Source organism: Pseudomonas sp. 44 R 15 (assembly GCF_900004965.1).
Classification (GTDB): domain Bacteria; phylum Pseudomonadota; class Gammaproteobacteria; order Pseudomonadales; family Pseudomonadaceae; genus Aquipseudomonas; species Aquipseudomonas orientalis_A.
Map to the genome: position 1 here is coordinate 43,478 of NZ_CVTU01000088.1, position 16,281 is coordinate 59,758.

Genomic DNA, 16,281 nt, shown 5'->3' on the forward strand with positions numbered 1-16,281 from the left:
CCGGGTTACCCACGGATTCAAGCCTGCGTTCGGCCAGCGTGGTTTAACGGGGCGCCTGAGATCAAAAGCAGATCAAGATCAAGGGCGGCTCGCTGCGCATCGTGGTTAGCGTTGTGTCGATACCCATGGCTGCGCATCGCCCTCTGTAGGAGCGAGCTTGCTCGCGAAAAACGTCAACGATAACGCGGGCTTCCTGAATAAACGCGGTGCCTGTGAGTTTTTCGCGAGCAAGCTCGCTCCTACGGGCATTAGGCTTTCGCCGGGCCGTTGCCGATCTGCCAGACGAACGGTGGCTCGGTGCCATTGATCACCCAGTCGCCGACGATCCGTGCCTTGTAGATCAGCGGGTTGTGCGATGACACGGTTCGCGCATTGCGCCAGTGCCGGTCCAGGGCTTTGCCCTGGCGCACATCGGAGGCTCCCAGGGCGTTGAACAGTTGGCTGGTGGCTCGCTGGATCAATTCCGACACCACCACCTGGGCTGTCGCGGATTCGATTTCGGCGGCGACGTTGGCTTCGCGCTCTGCTGCGTTATCGCCACCGAAGCGGGCCAGGTAGGCCCGTTGCGCCGGCAGTGCGGCGTGCAATGCGCTGGCGCGGGCTGCGTAGACGAGCGCGGCGACTTCGCCTACCACTTGTTGTACCTGCGCGTCCTGGCTGACATGCGGGGCGTTGCCGTGGCTGTAGATGCGTTTGCGCGTGCGTACCTGATGGGCCACGTCGTTGAGCGCCGCGTGGCCGATGCCGGCCAGGGTGGCGAGCAGTACCAGTTGATAGAACGCGGTCTGGTATTTGAAGCGGGTGGCAAAGTCGATCACGTTTTGCCCTTCGACCACGGCATTGGTAAAGCGCGTGGTGCCGCTGCCGGTGGTGCGTTGACCGAAGCCGTCCCAGTCATCGCTTTGCACCACCCCGGGCTGGCGCGTGCGGGTGGCGGCGATGACGTCGGCGCCGGTGTCGCTGCGCTGGGCGTATACATCGATCCAGTCGGAAAACAGGCTGCCGGTGCTGTAGAACTTTTCACCGTTGAGTGTCCAGTCGTCGCCGTTGGGGCTGACCTGGGTGACCACGTCGCCGATAGCGACATTGCCGATTTCGGTCCAGGCGCAGCCGACGATGTCGCCGTCCACAAAGCGCTTGAACCATACCTCGCGCGCCGCGCCCGGCGGCGCATTCAGGCGGTCTTCGGCGAACGCAAAATGCCCGCGCAGGGCCTGGGGCACATTGGAGTCGGCGGCGGCGAGTTCGATCAACAGTTCGAACAGCTGCGGCAGCGACGCGCCGCCGCCGCCATATTCCACCGGCACGCGTACCGCGCCAAAACCGGCTTCCTTCAACCAGCGGATCGGCTCATGGGGCAGGGTGCGGCTGTGTTCGCGTTCCACCGCGCCGTCGGCGATGCGCTGGAAGATGGGACGGAAACGTTCGGCCAGGGCGGGGTAGTCGACGCCGATGGACAGCGGGTTGATGACGTGTTGCTCGGTCATGGGTGCGGCTCCTGGGCTGTGATCAAGTCCCTGGGTGTTTGCACAGTCCGTGCCGGGCGCGGCGGCCCGTGTTTACGGCGCGAGGAGGCCAGCCGCTGTTGCTCCAGCAACAGCGTTTGCACAAAATGCAGTGTTGCATGACAGTCGCGGCGCCTTGCGTAACCCCGAGGTTTCGCGCCACAACCCGCAAGGGCAGGGCATGTACCCATAGCTGGCACGCTTGCTGCTCAAGTCCTCCTACATTCCTTTGTGCGAGGTACCTCCAATGAGTCAACACGCCGTGAAATTTGCCTATTGGGTGCCCAACGTCAGCGGTGGGCTGGTGGTCAGCAAGATCGAGCAGCGCACCCACTGGGGCATCGACTACAACCGTAAACTGGCGCAACTGGCCGAAGCCGCCGGCTTTGAATATGGCCTGACCCAGATTCGTTTCACCGCCGGCTACGGCGCGGAGAACCAGCACGAGTCAGTGGCGTTCAGCCACGCGTTGCTCGCGGCGACCACCACCCTCAAGGTGATTGCGGCGATCCTGCCGGGTCCCTGGCAACCGGCGCTGGCGGCCAAGCAGTTGGCGACCATCGACCAGCTCACCAACGGCCGCATCGCGGTGAATATCGTCAGTGGCTGGTTCAAGGGCGAGTTCCAGGCAATCGGCGAACCGTGGCTGGAGCACGATGAGCGCTATCGTCGCTCCGAAGAATTCATTCGCGCCTTGAAAGGTGTGTGGACCCAGGACGATTTCACCTTCAAGGGTGACTTTTACCGTTTCAACAATTACACCCTCAGGCCCAAGCCACTGGGCCAGCCCGAAGTGTTCCAGGGCGGCAGTTCAAGGGCCGCGCGCGACATGGCGGCGCGGGTGTCGGACTGGTACTTCACCAACGGCAACACCCCCGAAGGCATCAAGGCCCAGGTCGACGATATCCGTGCCAAGGCCGCCGCCAACAATCATTCGGTAAAGATCGGCGTCAACGCCTTTGTGATCGCTCGCGACACTGAAGAAGAAGCGCGGGCCGTGCTGGCGGACATCATCGACAAGGCCGACCCGGAAGCGGTCAATGCCTTTGGCGATGCCGCCAGGCAGGCCGGCAAGGCGTCACCGGAAGGCGAGGGCAACTGGGCCAAGTCCAGTTTTGAAGACCTGGTGCAGTACAACGACGGCTTCAAGACCAACCTGATCGGCACCCCGCAGCAGATTGCCGAGCGCATCGTCGCGCTCAAGGCGGTAGGCGTGGACCTGGTGCTGGCCGGCTTCCTGCACTTCCAGGAAGAAGTGGAATATTTCGGCAAACGCGTGTTGCCGCTGGTGCGTGAGCTGGAAGCCGAGGCGTCCGTCAAGCAGGTGGCCTGACCCGGTTGATCGTTCCCACGCTCTGCGTGGGAATGCATCCTGTGACGCTCTGCGTCACGACTTCAAGAGCGTCCAGGGCGGCATTCCCACGCGGAGCGTGGGAACGATCGGGTCAGGCGGTCGGTTGCAGGGTCAACACCTCAAACCCATCCGCCGTCACCGCGACGGTATGTTCCCATTGCGCCGACAGGCTGTTGTCTTTGGTCACCACCGTCCAGCCATCCTTGAGGCTGCGCACTTTGGCGCTGCCCTGGTTGAGCATCGGCTCGATGGTGAACACCATGCCTTCGCGCAGTTCCAGCCCGGTGCCGGGACGGCCGAAGTGCAGGATCTGCGGCTCTTCGTGCATTTCCCGGCCAATGCCGTGGCCGCAGTATTCACGCACCACGCTGTAGCCGTTGGCCTGCGCATGGCATTGGATCGCATGGCCGATGTCACCCAGGCGCGCGCCGGGCTTGACCTGGCGGATGCCGGCCCACATGGCTTCGAAGGTCATTTCTACCAGGCGTCGCGCCTTGGGCGTCACCGTGCCGATCATGTACATCTTGCTGGAGTCGGCGATAAAGCCGCCTTTTTCCAGGGTGATGTCGATGTTGATGATGTCGCCATCCTTAAGGATTTGCTTCGCGCTGGGCATGCCGTGACACACCACTTCATTGATCGATGTATTGATGCTGAAGGGGTAGTCATATTGCCCGAGGCTGGCCGGGCGGGCCTGCAACGCCTGGCGGATGAAGGTTTCGACGGCGCTGTCCAGTTCCAGGGTGGAGCGGCCGGCGGCGACGAAACCGTCGAGCATGCTGAACACCTGGGCCAGCAGGCGCCCGGACTCGCGCATCAGCGCAAGCTGTTGCGGCGTCTTGATCATTGGCTGCGCCCCCTGATCAGGTCAGGTTTGTCCAGCAACAGTTTGTTGATCAGGTCGTTGTAGGGCAACTGAGGATTGAGCTCGGCAAGCAGGCCGATCTTGATCCAGAACTCGGCCTGGGCGTTGATGGAACGATCCATCGCGGCGCTGGCCAGGCGCAGTTGTTCGTGCAGTTGGTCGGTGATCTTGACGATGCCCATAAGCTTCACTGTGGAGGATTTATATACGAAGCGTATATATTTCGTATGCTTTTCGAAAGCTCCGCTCGACGGCTGGTTGAGTGGCTGATTGTTTGCCACATGTTGCTGAAAAATCGACCACGCCTGTTGCGCCCGATCTGAGACTGACGGTTAAACGTTTAATCGGCGCGGTTCGACGATGATGTGAACTGTCGGATGTACGGCGTATAAGCAAGCGCTGAGCTTATGAAGAAAGGTTACAACCGCAGTGGATTTTGCCGAGTAGGCTCATCAGTTGAAGGCGTCTTCCAAGGCCGGCAAGACGTGGCGGGCAAGTGCCTGCCGGACCCTATAAAAACTGTTGGCAGTCTCAAACAAGGAGAGGTTGGCCATGCTTTCTGAACTCGAGCTTCGCAGCATTATTGAAGGAAGTTTCCTGCCCAAGCGGTGTGAGTGCACCAAAGCCGAAGATGCGTCGCTGACGATCAAGGTGTACGACGACCGCGTCCGTGATCGCGTGGAGTTGGAGGTCAAAGGCATCAGCGCCGACAAACTCGACAGCAGTCGCGCCATTTGCAACCTCATCGCCGGGCTGCGTGAAGACCTCAAGCAGGCGCACACGCCGGTCCTGCAGCGAGCAGGAGGGCGTGGTTTTTAAACGTGTGGCCGACCCTGCGTTGACGTGGAGGCCTGTATTGACCAGGCCTCCTGCCGTTTACCAGCTCAGGCGCACCCCGGCGTTGCCGCCCACACCCTTCTGGGCATTACCGTCCATATCAGTGGTGTAGTCCGCCGCCAGGTAAACACTCACCGCCGGCGACAAGTGGGCGACGACCCCTACGCCGACATCGGCGGTGGACGACTTGTGATCGCTCTTGATGCGGTCCACATCATCGTAAGTCACCGTGTCGCTGCCGCCGAACGTGCGCCAGGCGTTGATGCGCACATAAGGTTCGACGGGCATATTGCCCACCCGATAGCGACCCTTGACGCGGGCACCCAGACGTCCGGTCCAGTAGGCCTGGGAGTCGAACGACACCTTGGAAATACCGTCATGCTGGCTGTCCAGGTCGATGCTCTGGCGGATCATCTGGAGCTGGGGCTCCATCACCCAATGTTCGGAAACGCTGATGGGATAACCCGCTTCAGCGGAGAGTGCCAGGGCATCGCCCTTGGTGTTCACCTTCACGCCGCGGTCGGACGTGTTGTCGCCGTCGAGGCGTGTGCCCATGGCCACCAGGTCGATGTACCACCCCTTGGGATCGGTCAGCGTCCAGTAGGCGCCGAAGTTATCACCGTCGAGTTTGATCCGCCCGGAGCGCCGGTCCTGAAAACCTTCGGCGAACCCTTTCACGTCGCCGCGCAAGCGACTCTGCCCGATGAACAGGCCGACACGTTGCAGTTGCCCGCCGCCGGTTTGCCCAGCGTAGAGGTCATGCCCTACCTGATAGCCCTTGACGCTGCCGTCGAAGCTTGGCAACACGGTGCCCGACCAGCTCTTGTTCAGATCCCCGCCATAGGCACGCGCCCAGCCGGCCGCAACCGCCCCCGTTTCAGTGAGCAGGCTTTGCTCGCCCTGGCGCTCATGAAAGGTGCCCAGGGCCATCCGGGTCATGACTTGCGCGGCCGGGACCACCACCGAGTACACCGGCACCTCCAGGCGATACAGCGGGATGGGCTTTGCACCGACCACGGCCGTCGGCAGCGCCGGGCTGCCGGCGGCAGGTTGCGGTGAATCGGCTGCCGCGACCTGGCTCGGCGGTGGCACCGCAGGCTCGATTGGCGCGACCGGTTGCGCGGTCGGCGGCTCCACCGCTGGTTCATCGGGGTCGACGACGGGAGGCGTCGGTGTAATCTGCGCAACAGGCACCACCACCGGCGGGGTGGGCGGTACTGGCGGGACGACGGGTGGCTGCACGGCCACCACCGACGAGCGCAGGTACCAGTTGTTTTCCGTGCCGGCGGTCACGCCGCCTTTGAACAGCCGATATTCATAGGCGCCGGCAGACACTGAGCCCTTTAACGCAAAGGCATCTGCGCTGCTGGTCGTGCCGTTGAGGGCCTGGACCACCTCGATGCCACTGTTCTGAGTCAGCCCGCCTGCACCGCCCAGATTGGTGACGCCCAGTCGCGTGTGACCGCCGATAATTCCATCGGACACCACCAGCTTGTCGGTCGCGGAGTTGTCATCACCGAGGACGCTTTGCAGCCACAGCTGGCCGTTACTGCCCACATAGTTGCCATGCACCGTCAATGAACTGTTCGCGCTGTTGTCGGTGGTCATGTCAATCGTGCCGGCATTGTTCAGCGTCGCCAGCTGACCCGCCGTGTAGGGGCGGATTGCGCCCTGGCTCACCGCCAGGGTACTGCTGCCATCGATGTTGAACGTACCGGCGTTGCTTGCACTGTCACCGAGGAAAAAGTCCCCGGCCAGCGCAAAGCGCGAGGCGTTGTTGAGGTTGACCGTCTCCCAGCCGACATAGCGGGTGGGCGTACTGGACGTGCTGTTATCGAACGTCAATTGATCATTGCCCAGGCCGCCGTCAATCGACGGCGTGGCGGCCAACCGGCTTTCATCAAGAGCGCTGAGCAAGGCGGTGTCGTCACCATCGCCCATCAAGACTGAAGACTGGATTGCGCCGCCATTGCGCCAGGTGAACGTGTCGTTGCCGAAACTGGCGCGGATTTCACCTTTGATCACGCCGCCGCTCACCGTAATGATGTCGTCGCCGCCGCTGGTGCTGATATTGCCGCCGACGCTGCCTGTTCCCGAGATGTCGACCCTGTCCTTGCCGAACCCGGTGACCAGGTTGCCGAGGATCTCGCCGCCGGTCATCTCGTAGACGTTATCGTCCAGTTTCATGTCGACCCGGCCAATCGTGCCGCCGGTTTGTCGCGCCACGTCACCGTCGACGAATTCCCGTTCGATGACGCCGCCGGTCATCAGGAAGGTATCGAGGCCATCGCCCTGGGCCAGCGAAACGATCCGCCCGCCGTTCATGACGAAGTCATCGATGCCGGCGCCTTGTTGCACGGCACCCAGGATACTGCCGGCATCGATTAGGATGCGATCGGCGCCCGCGCCGAACGTGACGGGGCCGTTGATGATTCCCGTACCACCGGCGGGCAGCGTCAGGCGGTTGTTGCCCTGAAGATCGGTGAGGCCGGCGGTGCTGGTGCCGCTGTCGCAGACGAACGTATCGTCACCGGGACCGGGGCTGAAAGCGCACGCGGCATGCGCGGGCTGGGGCGTGAAGTACTGCAGTGAAAGGATGCCGACAGCAATAACGGCTCGGGTTGGGAAACCAGATGCCTTGGTCATGACGCGTCCTACGTATTGTTTTTAGTTACTGCTGTTCTTCGGTGTAGCACAGCTTCGCTGCATGGCAAGCTTTTTGGATAAAAGGTAAAGGCCGCGCAGGGCACGGCCGGTGGGGCTATCAGCCTAATTGGCGACGGTAGGGCAAGTCCGGCCCGGTGCGGGTGCAGGTCAGCGCCGCCGCGCGGATGGCAAAGCCGAGCATGGCGTCGATCTGTTCGCGGCTGAGCTGGAGCAGCCCTTCAACCGAGTCCAATTGCTGCTCGGTCAACCAGGCGATCAACGCTGCCTGGAAGGTATCGCCGGCGCCCACCGTGTCGGCCATCACGATGTCGATAGCCGGTTGTGACCAGGTGCCGTGCCGGCGGCTGAACACACTGGCGCCGTCGCCGCCACGGGTGAGAAATATCAGCTGGCAGCGGTGTTGCAGCCAGTCTTGCAGCACGCTTTCGGGCGATTGCTCGGGGTAGAGCAGGTGCAGGTCTTCATCGCTGACCTTGATCAGGTCGGCATGCTTGACCAGCTCGGCGATACGGTCGCGCCACAGCTGGATGTCCGGTTGCGGGTTAAGGCGCACATTGGGGTCGAGGCTGATCAGGCGCTTGCCGCTTTCGCGCTGGACCAGGGCCAGCAGCGTGTCGCCGATGGGTTGCACCACCAGCGAGAACGAGCCGATATGCAACCCGCGAATCTCATCGCCCAGCACCGGCAGATGCGCGACCTGCAGTTGCCGGTCGGCGCAACCTTCGCCGCGAAAGCTGTATTGCGGCGAGCCATTGGCACCCACGGCAACCATCGCCAGCGTGGTCGGTGCAGCGAACTCCACGAGAAATTGCCGGCTCACGCCTTCATCCTCGAGCACTTGCACCAGGCGCCGGCCGAGGAAGTCGGTGGACACCCCGCCGAACAGTCCGGCCTCGATGCCCAGGCGGCGCAAGCCCACGGCCACGTTGAACGGCGACCCGCCGGCAATCGACTTGTAGTTGACCTTGGACGCAAGCCCGCTGGCATCCTCCTCGCTGAAAAAATCAAACAGCGCTTCACCGCACACCAGATACATAGTCGTTCGCTCTTAAAGGGTTGCCACAAGCTGTTGATAGCGCTCGTAGGCCTGTTGATAGGCCCTGACATTGGCCGGCACCGGCAGGGTGCGGCTGGCCGGGTCAAGGCTCACGCATTTGTCGCACAGGCTGGCCAGGGATTCGCCGGACTGGCACCACGCCGCCTGGATCGCCGCGCCCAGGGCTGCGGCCTCGCTTTGTTCGGTACACACCACTTCGGTATTCATGATATCGGCAACCATCTGCCGCCACAGCGGGCTTTTCGAACCGCCGCCGATCAAGCGGATGCCCAGGCTCTGCAGGCCGGTCTGGCGCAGCAGGTCGAGGCCGTAACGCAAGCCGAAGGTGGTGCCTTCGACCACCGCACGGCACAGGTTGGCGCGGGTCAGGTTGGTCATGGTCAGGCCGTGCAGGCTGCCGGTGGCCTGGGGCAGGGCGGGCACCCGTTCGCCGTTGAGGAACGGCAGCATGCTCACCCCGTCCGCGCCGATGGGGGCCTGTTCGACCAGGGCGTTGAAGGTGTTCAAGTCCAGCTCGAACAGCTCGCGCACCACGCCGGTGGCGTTGGTCAGGTTCATGGTGCAGATCAACGGCAACCAGCCGCCGCTGGAGGAGCAGAAAGTGGCGACCGACGCCTGGGGGCTGACGTTGGGCTGGTCGGCGAACGCGTAGACGGTGCCCGATGAGCCCAGGCTCATGGTGATGACGCCCGGTGCGATATTGCCGGTGCCGATGGCGCCCATCATGTTGTCACCGCCGCCGCTGGCGACGATGGCCTGGGGGTTGATGCCCAGGCGCTCGGCAATGCCCGGCAGGATCGTGCCCACCGCCTGGTCGGCGGCGATCAGCTCGGGCAGCGCCGCTTGCAGGCGCCCGCTGGGGTCGATGTGCTGCAGCAGCGCCACGTCCCATTCACGGCGGCGCACGTCGAAATAGCCGGTGCCTGAAGCATCGCCGTATTCGGCGACGGCGCGGCCGGTGAGCCAGTAGTTGAGGTAGTCATGGGGCAACAGGACATGGGCGATGCGCGCAAAGATATCCGGGTGCTGTTCGCGGGTCCACAGCAGTTTGGACACGGTGTAGCCCGGCGCAATGACCACGCCCAGGCGCTCCAGCGAGCCGCTTTCGCCGCCCAGGTGCTGCAACAGGCGCTCGTTTTCGGCGGCGGTCTCGGTGTCGCACCACAGCTTGGCCGGGCGCAGCACCCGGCCCTGGGCGTCGAGCAGAACCAGGCCATGTTGCTGGCCGGACACGCCGATGCCGAGGATGTCCTGGCCGTCCACCCCGGCCTGTTGCAAGGCGCGGTGAGTGGCTTCGGTGAAGGCGTCCAGCCATTCCTGGGTGTGTTGCTCACGCCGGCCGTTGGCGCCGCTGAGCAGGGTGTGCGCGGCGGCGCCCAGGCCCAGTACCTTGCCGCTGGATGCATCGAGGACGATGGCCTTGGTGCCCTGGGTGCCGCAGTCGATGCCGAGGAACAGGTTTTGCTGGGTCATGATGGAGTGCTCAGCAGTTTTATTGTTGAGTTGTCAATGCGGTCAATCTGGGAGGGGGCTTGCCCCCGATAGCAGTGGGTCAGTGAAAGATTTATTAACTGACACACCCTCATCGGGGGCAAGCCCCCTCCCACAGTTTTAAGCCGGTTTCTTCAGTAACCGCTTCAGGGTTTCAGTGACGCCGTGATCGCGCAAACTTGCATAACACCGCTCGAACGCTGCCACAAACGCGGGCGAGTTGGGAATAGCCTTGCCGAAAATCTCTTCAACCCCCAGCAAGCGCTTGCTGATCAAGCTGTCATCGCTGACCAGTTGCTGGCAGAACTGCGCGCGCGGGTCAGGGATGGTGTAGCTCACGCCATTCTCATCGACACCCTTGAGATACAACGCCCACGCAGCGACCACCAGCGCAGCCCGTTCTGTCTCACGGTCGCCCGCAATCAGGCGATTGATCGTTGGCACCGTGAACTTTGGAAACTTCGAGGAGCCATCCGAACACACGCGCTCCAACTGGTCGGCAATCGCCTGGTTGGAAAACCGCTCGACCAGGGTCTGTTTGTACTCGGTCAGGTTGATGCCCGGCACCGGCGCCAGGTTCGGCGTGACGTCCAGGTCCATGTAGGCGCGCATGTAGGCGACAAACAGCGGGTCGTTCATGGTTTCGTGAACGAACCGGTAGCCCTTGATAAACCCCAGGTACGTCAGGGCCAGGTGGCTGCCGTTGAGCAGGCCGATCTTCATTTCCTCGTAAGGCGTTACGTCATCGGTGAACTGCACGCCGACCTTTTCCCAGGCCGGGCGCCCGTTGACGAATTTATCTTCCAGCACCCATTGCACAAAGGGTTCGCACACCACCGGCCACGCATCGTCAACGCCGTGCTCATCATGCAATTGCAGGCGGTGGGCGGTGCTGGTCATCGGCGTGATGCGGTCGACCATGGCATTCGGGAAGCTCACATTGGCCTGGATCCAGTCATGCAGCTCGGCATTGTGCAGCGCGGCGAACGCCAGCAGCGCCTTGCGCGTCACAGCGCCGTTGTGCGGCAGGTTATCGCAGGACATCACCGTGAACGCCGGAGTGCCGGCGGCGCGGCGCTGGGTCAGGGCGGCGCAGAGAAAACCGAACACGGTCTTCGGTGCGTTCGGGTGCGCCAGGTCATGCTGGATCTGCGGCAGGTGGGCCATGAACTCGCCGTTGCTGTCGTCGATGCAGTAGCCGCCTTCGGTGATGGTCAGCGACACGATACGGATGGCCGGCTCGGCCAGTTTATCGATCAGCGCCTGGGCGCCGTCTTCGGCCAGCAGCATGTCGCTGATCGCGCCGATCACGCGCACTTCGGTGTCGTCGGTATCGCCCAGCTCATACAGGGTGAACAGATAGTCCTGGCCGGCGAGGTCGTCGCGGGCCTTGCGGTCTTCGGCCCGCAGGCCCACGCCGCAGATGCTCCAGTCCAGGCCTTCACCGGTGTTCATCAGGGCATCGGTGTAAAACGCCTGGTGCGCCCGATGGAAACCGCCGACGCCTATATGCGCGATGCCTTGCGATGTGCTGGCGATGGCATAGGTGGGCCGTTGTACTTCGGGTGCCAACTGGGTGAGGGTGTGTTTGTTCAGCTTCATGGCGTAATACTCGCGAAATCAGGCGGCGGCGCGCAGGGGGCGGGTGACGGCCACGCCATCGGTGTCGAACAGATGGCAGTGCGCCGGGTCCAGGTGCAGGTGCAGCGTCTCGCCGTACTGGCTGGCCATGTCGCCACGGATGCGCATGGTCAGCGGCTCGCCGTTGGCGGTGATGACGTGGCAGAAGGTGTCGCTGCCCAGGCGCTCGCCGACGTCGGCGGTGACGGTCAGGGTGGTCTGGCCCGGCGCGGCGATTTCCAGGTGCTCGGGGCGAATGCCCAGGGTCACCGCGCTGCCCACGCTCAAGCTGGCGCCGCTGAGCGGCAGACTGATCAGGGTGCCGGCGTCGAGCTGCACGTCACAGCCCTGGCCTTCGACACGGGTGACCTTGCCTTTGAGGAAACCCATCTTCGGCGTGCCGAGAAAACCCGCCACGAACAGATTGGCCGGCTGGTGGTACAGCTCCAGCGGCGAGCCGACCTGTTCGATGCGGCCGCTGTTGAGCACTACGACTTTGTCGGCCAGGGTCATGGCTTCGACCTGATCGTGGGTCACGTAGATCATGGTCGCCTGCAGCTCTTTATGCAGGCGCGCCAGTTCCAGGCGCATCTGCACGCGCAGGGCGGCGTCGAGGTTGGACAGCGGTTCGTCGAACAGGAAAATCTTCGGGTTGCGCACAATCGCCCGGCCAATCGCCACGCGCTGGCGCTGGCCGCCGGAGAGCTGCTTGGGCTTGCGCTCCAGCAGCGGGCCCAGCTCCAGGATGCGCGCCGCTTCATTGACTTTGCTCTCGACGATTTTCTTGTCGACGCCGGCAAGGTCCAGGGCGAACGACATGTTCTTGCGCACACTCATGTGCGGGTACAGCGCGTAGGTCTGGAACACCATCGCCAGGTCGCGCTTGGCCGGGGTCACTTCGGTGATGTCGCGGCCATCCAGTTCGATGCTGCCCTCGGTCACTTCTTCCAGGCCGGCGATCAGCCGCAGCAACGTGGATTTGCCGCAGCCCGACGGGCCGACGAACACCACGAATTCCTTGTCGTTCACTTCCAGGTCGATGCCCTTGATGATGGAAAAACCTTCGAAGCCTTTTTGCATATTCTTGATTTTCAGGTTGGCCATGATGGGCCCTCCGCTTGGAATTATTATTTGACGGCGCCAAAGGACAAGCCGCGTACCAGCTGCTTCTGGCTGATCCAGCCAAAGATCAGGATGGGCGCGCAGGCCAGGGTCGACACGGCGGACAATTTGGCCCAGAACAAGCCTTCGGGGCTGGAGTAGGAGGCGATCAGCGCAGTCAGCGGCGCGGCGCTGGAGGACGTCAGGTTCAGCGACCAGAAGGCCTCGTTCCAGCACAGGATCAGCGACAGCAACACGGTCGACGCCAGACCGCCCTTGGCGATCGGCAGCAGCACGCGGACCATTTCCTGCCACAGGGTGGCGCCGTCCAGGCGGGCGGCTTCGAGGATGTCCTTGGGGATGTCCTTGAAGTAGGTGTACACCATCCACACCACGATCGGCAGGTTGATCAGGGTGTAGATGATGATCAGCGCAATGCGCGTGTCGAGCAGGCCAAAGCTCTTGGCCAGCAGGTAGATCGGCATCAGCACGCCCACCGGTGGCAGCATCTTGGTGGACAGCATCCACAGCAGCGTGCCCTTGGTGCGCTGGGTTTCATAGAACGCCATGGAGTAGGCGGCCGGCACCGAGATCAGCAGGCACAAGGCGGTGGCGCTGAAGGAAATCAGCACCGAATTCCACGCGTAGGCAAAATAGTTGCTGCGCTCGTTGATGTGCAGGTAGTTCTCCAGCGTCGGCGTGAAGATGAACTGCGGCGGGGTGGCGAACGCGTCGATTTCGGTCTTGAAGCTGGTCAGCACCATCCAGAAGATCGGGAAGAAAATCAGGATCGCGATGGCCCAGGCCAACGTACCGAGCAGCAGGCTTTGCAGGCGGCGGGATTGTTGAAGCGTCATGGCGCGGCCCTCAAGGCTTGTCAGTCAGGTTTTTGCCGATCATCCGCACCAGGATGATCGCCGCGATATTGGCGATGACCACGGCAATCAAGCCGCCGGCCGAGGCCATGCCCACGTCGAACTGCACCAGCGCCTGGTTGTAGATCAGGTAGGCGAGGTTGGTCGAGGCGTAGCCGGGGCCGCCGTTGGTGGTGGTGAAGATTTCGGCGAACACCGAGAGCAGGAAAATGGTTTCGATCATCACCACCACGGCAATCGGACGGGCCAGGTGGGGCAGGGTCAGGTGCCAGAAGATCGCAATGGCGCCGGCCCCGTCCAGGCGTGCGGCTTCCTTCTGTTCCTGGTCCAGAGACTGCATGGCGGTCATCAGCAGCAGGATCGCGAAGGGCAGCCACTGCCACGACACAATGATGATGATCGACAGCAACGGGTAGTGCGCCAGCCAGTCCACGGGCTCGGCGCCGAAGAACTTCCACACGGCGGCGAGAATCCCCGACACCGGGTGGAAAATCAGGTTCTTCCAGATCAACGCACCGACGGTGGGCATGATGAAGAACGGCGAAATCAGCATCACCCGCACGATGCCACGCCCGAGGAATTCACTGGCCTCCAGCAGCGCACTGATCAATACGCCGAACACCACGCTGATCAGCAACACACTGCCCACCAGCAACAGGGTATTGGTGGCGCCGGGCAGAAAGCCCGAGTCGGTGACGAAGTAGGTGAAGTTTTCCAGCCCCACGAACTGGTTTTCGCCGGGGTAGAGCAGGTTGTAGCGGATCAGCGAAAAGTACAGGGTCATGCCCAGCGGCACGATCATCCACAGCAGCAACAGGGCCACCGAGGGGCTGACGAGGAACCAGCCGGGGTTGGCCAGGCGGTTTTTGGGCGTTGTATTCATGGTGATCAGAACCAGATAGAGACAGGTGCGCAAAAGCCCTGTAGGGGCGAGCTTGCTCGCGAAAAAGGTACATCCGACACCGCGATGCGCTTGGAATACCTTCGCGAGCAAGCTCGCTCCTACAGGTTATGGGGGTTATTTGGGGTAACCAGCCCGCTTCATTTCCCGCTCGGTGGTGGTCTGCGCGGCGGTCAACGCGGCATCCACGGTCTGCTGACCGGTCAATGCACCGGAGAAGAACTTGCCGACCTGGGTACCAATCGCCTGGAACTCGGGAATGGTCACCAACTGGATACCGATATACGGCACCGGCTTCTCGGTGGGCTTGGTCGGGTCCGCCACTTTCAGCGATTCCAGGGTCACCTTGGCGAACGGCGCGGCCTTCATGTACTCGTCGCTGTAGGTAGACTTGCGCGTGCCTGGCGGGACGTTGGCGACGCCGTCGGTCTTGGCGACCAATGCGCCATATTCTTTAGAGGTGGCCCAACTGGTGAACACCTTGGCGGCGTCCTTGGCCTTGGAACTGGTGGGGATCGCCAGGCTCCAGGAGTACAGCCACGAAGTGCCCTTGTCGGTCTTCTCGTGCGGGGCGAAGGTAAAGCCGACGTGCTCGGCCACCTTGCTCTGGGTTTTGTCGGTGACAAACGAGCCGGCCACGCTGGCGTCCACCCAGATCGCGCACTTGCCGCTGTTGAACAGCGCCAGGTTCTCGTTGAAGCCGTTACTGGAGGCACCCGGCGGGCCGGATTTTTTCATGTTGTCGACATAGAAGTTCAGCGCGTCCTTCCACTCGGGGCCGTTGAATTCGGGCTGCCATTTCTCATCGAACCAGCGCGCGCCGAAGCCGTTGGCCAGGGTGGTGATCAGCGCCATGTTCTCGCCCCAACCGGCTTTGCCGCGCAGGCACAGGCCGTATTGCTCTTTGGATTTGTCGGTGAGTTTGGCCGCGAATTCGCCGATCTGGGTCCAGGTCGGGTGCTCGGGCATGCTCAGCCCGGCGTCCTTGAACAGGTCGGTGCGGTAATAGGTGATGGAGCTTTCAGCGTAGAACGGCAGGGCGTACAGCGAGCCCTTGACGGACAGGCCGTCACGTACTGAAGGGAATACGTCGTCAAGGTCGTAGGACGCCGGCAGGTCCTTCATGGGTTCCAACCAACCCTTGGCGCCCCACAGTGCGGCTTCGTACATGCCGATGGTCAACACATCGAACTGCCCGCCCTGGGTGGCGATGTCGGTGGTCAGGCGTTGGCGTAGCACGTTTTCTTCAAGCACCACCCAGTTCAGCTTGATCTCCGGATGCTCGGCCTCGAAGGTTTTCGAGAGCTTCTGCATGCGGATCATGTCGCTGTTGTTGACGGTGGCAATGGTCAGGGTTTGCGCGCCAAGGCTGACGGCGCTGAGGGTCATGCAAGAAAAGGCTATGAGAGCTTTTGCTGTGAACTTCATCGCGCACTCCATTTCCGCGCCCAGAGGGCTACAGAAGGACGGTTATTGTTGTTGTGTCTTCCCACAGGGAGTCAGGAAGAGTGTGCGTTGATTACAGCCCGCAAACGCCGCGATGACAAATCCTTGGGAGCACTGGGACTGATACTTTTTTGCACTGCTCGGGTACAGCGTTAGCGCAGCGTCATGACGCGGTCACCTGTTAATTCTGACAGTAGACGCAGAAAAACAACGGGGAGTTAATGGCCAGGCATACACCCACCTGGAGATGTTCATGAACCTTTTCCGTGTAAACCTCAAAACCAATAAAGCGCTATTAGGCCTGATGATTGCGGGTTTTCTCAGTGCGTGCAGCACCGGATCGGCGTTGGATTCACGAGACCCGCCATGTACCAAAGCGGGCTATTTTAAAAGCACCAATGTGGTAGGTGGATTCCATCGGTGTGTCTATAACACCAGCATTCAACGGTGGATTCAATATCCCTATAACTGCCCGACCGGGTTGGAGTTCGATGAGTCCAAGCAAGCCTGTGTGAGACCCTGACGGGACTGCCTGTCCTGACACTTTCACGCCACACCAAGG

14 protein-coding genes are annotated in these 16,281 nt (G+C 62.2%); 3 read left to right on the forward strand and 11 right to left on the reverse strand.

The features are described 5' to 3' along the window. Positions 1–248: 248 nt before the first annotated feature. A complete protein-coding gene (locus BFP93_RS11490) occupies positions 249–1,487 on the reverse strand; it encodes an acyl-CoA dehydrogenase family protein (protein WP_065893169.1) in 1,239 nt (412 codons plus the stop codon). A 265-nt stretch (positions 1,488–1,752) separates the two neighbouring features. Here BFP93_RS11490 and sfnG point away from each other — a divergent pair, with 265 nt between their 5' ends. Continuing rightward, complete coding sequence (gene sfnG / locus BFP93_RS11495; RefSeq protein WP_065893171.1) at positions 1,753–2,838, forward strand: dimethylsulfone monooxygenase SfnG; 1,086 nt, start codon at positions 1,753–1,755, stop codon at positions 2,836–2,838. 112 nt (positions 2,839–2,950) lie between these two features. On the opposite strand, the gene map is transcribed toward sfnG, so the two are convergent. Next, positions 2,951–3,706: a type I methionyl aminopeptidase gene (gene map / locus BFP93_RS11500; protein ID WP_065893172.1), complete on the reverse strand. Its 756-nt coding sequence runs from the start codon at positions 3,704–3,706 to the stop codon at positions 2,951–2,953. Beyond that, positions 3,703–3,906, reverse strand: coding sequence for a ParD-like family protein (locus BFP93_RS11505; protein ID WP_065887356.1), 204 nt, complete (start codon positions 3,904–3,906; stop codon positions 3,703–3,705). Before BFP93_RS11505 ends, map begins: the two co-directional genes overlap by 4 nt. 370 nt (positions 3,907–4,276) lie before the next feature. On the opposite strand from BFP93_RS11505, the gene BFP93_RS11510 reads away from it, so the two are divergent. Further along, positions 4,277–4,543: a DUF1652 domain-containing protein gene (locus BFP93_RS11510; protein WP_065893174.1), complete on the forward strand. Its 267-nt coding sequence runs from the start codon at positions 4,277–4,279 to the stop codon at positions 4,541–4,543. A 57-nt stretch (positions 4,544–4,600) separates the two neighbouring features. Here the strand turns inward: BFP93_RS11510 and BFP93_RS11515 are convergent, their stop codons facing one another. The 8 genes from BFP93_RS11515 to BFP93_RS11550 form a co-directional block, all read right to left on the reverse strand. Then, positions 4,601–7,207 (reverse strand): autotransporter family protein, encoded by a 2,607-nt coding sequence (locus BFP93_RS11515; protein ID WP_065893176.1) that lies wholly within the window; start codon positions 7,205–7,207, stop codon positions 4,601–4,603. A gap of 118 nt (positions 7,208–7,325) precedes the next feature. Then, the gene (locus tag BFP93_RS11520; protein WP_065893178.1) at positions 7,326–8,264 is read right to left on the reverse strand and encodes a carbohydrate kinase family protein; all 939 of its coding nucleotides are present in this window, start codon (positions 8,262–8,264) and stop codon (positions 7,326–7,328) included. A 12-nt stretch (positions 8,265–8,276) separates the two neighbouring features. Then, complete coding sequence (gene xylB / locus BFP93_RS11525) at positions 8,277–9,758, reverse strand: xylulokinase (RefSeq protein WP_065893179.1); 1,482 nt, start codon at positions 9,756–9,758, stop codon at positions 8,277–8,279. A gap of 138 nt (positions 9,759–9,896) precedes the next feature. Beyond that, a complete protein-coding gene (locus BFP93_RS11530) occupies positions 9,897–11,378 on the reverse strand; it encodes a mannitol dehydrogenase family protein (protein ID WP_065893180.1) in 1,482 nt (493 codons plus the stop codon). 18 nt (positions 11,379–11,396) lie between these two features. Next, complete coding sequence (locus BFP93_RS11535) at positions 11,397–12,500, reverse strand: ABC transporter ATP-binding protein (protein ID WP_065893181.1); 1,104 nt, start codon at positions 12,498–12,500, stop codon at positions 11,397–11,399. A gap of 23 nt (positions 12,501–12,523) precedes the next feature. Beyond that, on the reverse strand, positions 12,524–13,354 hold the full coding sequence (locus tag BFP93_RS11540) for a carbohydrate ABC transporter permease (protein WP_065887345.1): 831 nt from the start codon (positions 13,352–13,354) through the stop codon (positions 12,524–12,526). 10 nt (positions 13,355–13,364) lie between these two features. After that, complete coding sequence (locus BFP93_RS11545) at positions 13,365–14,255, reverse strand: carbohydrate ABC transporter permease (protein WP_065887342.1); 891 nt, start codon at positions 14,253–14,255, stop codon at positions 13,365–13,367. 135 nt (positions 14,256–14,390) lie between these two features. Further along, positions 14,391–15,662 (reverse strand): ABC transporter substrate-binding protein, encoded by a 1,272-nt coding sequence (locus BFP93_RS11550; protein WP_370737789.1) that lies wholly within the window; start codon positions 15,660–15,662, stop codon positions 14,391–14,393. Positions 15,663–16,023: 361 nt separating this feature from the next. Between BFP93_RS11550 and BFP93_RS29670 the strand changes: the two genes are divergently transcribed. Continuing rightward, positions 16,024–16,242 (forward strand): chitin-binding domain-containing protein, encoded by a 219-nt coding sequence (locus BFP93_RS29670; RefSeq protein ID WP_370737790.1) that lies wholly within the window; start codon positions 16,024–16,026, stop codon positions 16,240–16,242. Positions 16,243–16,281 lie beyond the last annotated feature (39 nt).